The sequence below is a fragment of the Bacillus sp. JJ1474 genome, from assembly GCF_036965225.1.
GTDB lineage: Bacteria > Bacillota > Bacilli > Bacillales > Cytobacillaceae > Cytobacillus.
Window position 1 is genome coordinate 1 of record NZ_JBALPC010000248.1, and the last position, 3,200, is coordinate 3,200.

Genomic DNA, 3,200 nt, shown 5'->3' on the forward strand with positions numbered 1-3,200 from the left:
CGCTTTTTTGCATGAAAGGGCCATTTTATAGAGGAAGAGTCTCAAGAAAAATTGAATACTTATGGTAATGCTAGTGTGATGTTTGTGAAAGTTTTTACTTAAACAATAGGGCAGGTTAGTGCAATAAGATAAGGAGAAACTTTAACCTTACTAATTCGTAATTAAATTTAAGCAATTATTAAAACGGGGGGAGGTATTATGTCTGAAAAAGAAAGAGAAAGATTGAAAGCAACAGAACAACGAAAAAATCCTCGAGGTGCTTTAAACAATTCGTGGGCTCAAGCCCATACTGGAGTACCAAGCAGTGGTTGTTTAGTTAATTTATTTTCTGTCCTAATTATAATTGGATTTGTTCTCTTAGTAAGAGCGTGCTCAATCTAATCATTGAAGTAACTTGTGCGATAGGGAAAATTTGTGCTGTCAATACTGAAAGCTTTCTTATTGTGCCAACGGAACAGAATACATTATTTATGAGAATTAAATGGCTGAAAGCAAAGAAATTAATTTATCAAAATTTTTACCTATAACATTCGATTTAAATGTGAGTTCTCCCTTCTCGAATAAAAAATGCTAGTAAATATATCCGTCAATATTGGATGATATTCTCTCTAATTTTGAAAAATCACATAAACAGCTAAAGAAGGAGATTTGGTAGCATAATATCCACTATTCATTAAAGTAAGAGAGAACCTATTAGCCGTGTATTTAGAAGATGCCGGGCTTTTTCAGTTTCTGAAAGTAGCACGGCATCTTTTAGTTTACTTAATAGTTATTTTCACAGAACTGTAGTTAGAAGCATTACTAAACGGGTTGTAGTTTTTTTCAATATTGCCCGCCGCGTCTACAGCAAACCAATTGATAACAGTCGTTTTATCAATTTTCAATGATTCAGCAGATTCACGTGTTCCGGAAAGGCGTATATGAGCTGATTCAAATGTTGGACGGCTTCCATCAAGAGTATAGTAGATGGTAGCTGCTTCGCTGGTTTCAAACGATACTTCTACAGGGCCAGAGAATTTGCCGTTTCCAGGAACTGCTTTTGTTGATGGAGGCTGCTTATCCTTTGATTGGTTGTAGGCAACCTTGATTAGACTAATCAGTCCATTCGCAAATTCCATTGCTTCCTCGTGTCCTTCTTGATACGAAGGCTGGAATCCTACGGCTCGCCACCTGTTTGCTACAGAATCCCACAGATCTGCTCCAACTTCAAAGTTCCATGCATAAATACCCTTTTCATACCACAAATAATCAGCAGAGTTCCCAGCCGCGGAGTATAACACATCTGGAATTGGACCTGTACGGCTTGGCAAGATTACTGTTCCGCGGTGGTCCTGAATATCATTCAAGATTTCGTTGGATGCTGCCCAGTAGAATGCCTCCTGACCTGCAGTTGGTCGAGGCAATGTAACCCGATTTGGATCATAGGAGCCAGGGGACCACATGAAGTAACCGCCGTAGCTGTGAATATTCATTGCGAATTTAATATTTGGATTTTGGTCTGCCAGCCAGATAAGATTTCTTGCTTCAGGCTCTGAGTTTTCATACGGGCCTGAATATGTTCCGCTCAAGCAATTTGTATTGGAAGCACCAACAAAACCATCAAATACAGACCCTACAGAGTGGTTTCGGTTTAGGTCAACTCCCCAACTGTTGCGATTTGCTAGATCTGACTGAGTAGGTCCACAGTGGTTCGTCATATTTTTCCTTTGCATATTAAAATCATAGAAACTATAGTTCGCTCCATCAGGGTTTACTGAAGGTATCAGGAAAATGTCCAGGTTGTTCACTAGTTGTTTTGTTTCCCCGTCATGGGCATAATTCCTTAATAATCGCTCGGCTGTTTCAATTGTAACGAGCGGAGTAACCCATTCACGGGCATGCTCCTGCGCATAGCCTAGTACACCCGGCTTGGAACCGTCACGGTGCTTACCGATACGGATGGCTTTCACTGATTGCGGTTCACGGGAAATGTAATCTGGAGCATTTAAGTTGTCAGTTAACTTTGCTGAATTTGGATCAACTGTACCAGTACCTGCATTGCCGCGGTAAGTAGTGGCCGTAATAAGCGAATTTGCCTCAGTATTTAGGGCTGTAACAACCTGGCTTGCAGTACTTGTTACTTTTCCAGTATCATCTGTTGCCAATTCTACAATAATATTATTGTCATCAACTTTTACTGTTAAAGGATGGTTTGCTTCACTAGGGTTTTTAAATTCTACTAAAATATCGTTTCCGCCTTCATGTCCCCATGCTTTTGAGGAAACAACTACAGCTTTAGTCGTGGTAGACCCAATAGTTGCTTGGGAAAGACGGCGGTAGCCATTTGTTTGATATGGCATTTCAATAATTTCAACTAAATCCGGAAATTCTTTTGCAAGCTGCTCTGCTCTTTCATACAGATCATGTGGGTCCATATAATGGTCAACAAATCCTTTTACATAATGTTTTTTCGGACTGCCTTTTTTATCTTCACCAAGCCACTCTGTTACAGAACTTGTAGCTGAACCGCCAAGATTACTAGTTATGGTAACGCTTTCAGGAACAACTGTCACAGGAACCTCAAACCAATGATACATATATTCCCCATAGTCAGTAAATCGATTCAAGGTGGCTGTTTTTTCCACCCCATTTTCAATCCACTTGCCGGTAAGAGCTGTGCTTGCACTCACCCCGGCGCTTGTTTTTGCTTCTACATAAAGGAAGGTGGCAGACTGATTTGTATAATGGTCGGCTCGTAATACTTTAATAGAATCTTCAGCAGAAGCGATATTGAATTGCTGCTGTGCTGCTGCATTTCTTTCCGCAGTTCTTTGGTTCCACTGATCTTCTGTGATAAGTGTTTCCTTTACTTTAATTCCATACATTTTTAATTGTTCGATTTCTGAAGGAGTAACAACTACATCAACCTCCAACTCTTCCCCATGCTGATGGACCCTGTGAGTCAGGTCTATACCCAATTCAACCAGCTTATCAAGAGCCATTTTATTTGGAACCTCAAGCTGGACGATGGAAAGTGGCTCATTCGAAAGTATTGGTTCACCTTCAAGCTGTTGGGCACCTGTTACAAGGGGAGCGCCAAATCCGGGGTACAGGGTCGTAAAACTCAATGCACTGATTGCCGTTGCCAAGACGAGTCCATGCATAACTTTCTTTCTTTTCTTCAATCTACACACCTCCTATGTATTTCCACTATTGTGGAC

The 3,200-nt window shown here is 40.6% G+C and carries 2 protein-coding genes; one reads left to right on the forward strand and one right to left on the reverse strand.

All coding sequences use genetic code 11. The features are described from left to right. The first annotated feature begins 198 nt into the window (after positions 1–198). Positions 199–381, forward strand: coding sequence for a hypothetical protein (locus V7164_RS23540; RefSeq protein ID WP_335345638.1), 183 nt, complete (start codon positions 199–201; stop codon positions 379–381). Positions 382–758: 377 nt separating this feature from the next. Here the strand turns inward: V7164_RS23540 and V7164_RS23545 are convergent, their stop codons facing one another. Further along, the gene (locus V7164_RS23545) at positions 759–3,164 is read right to left on the reverse strand and encodes a M14 family metallopeptidase (protein WP_335345637.1); all 2,406 of its coding nucleotides are present in this window, start codon (positions 3,162–3,164) and stop codon (positions 759–761) included. Positions 3,165–3,200: the final 36 nt, after the last annotated feature.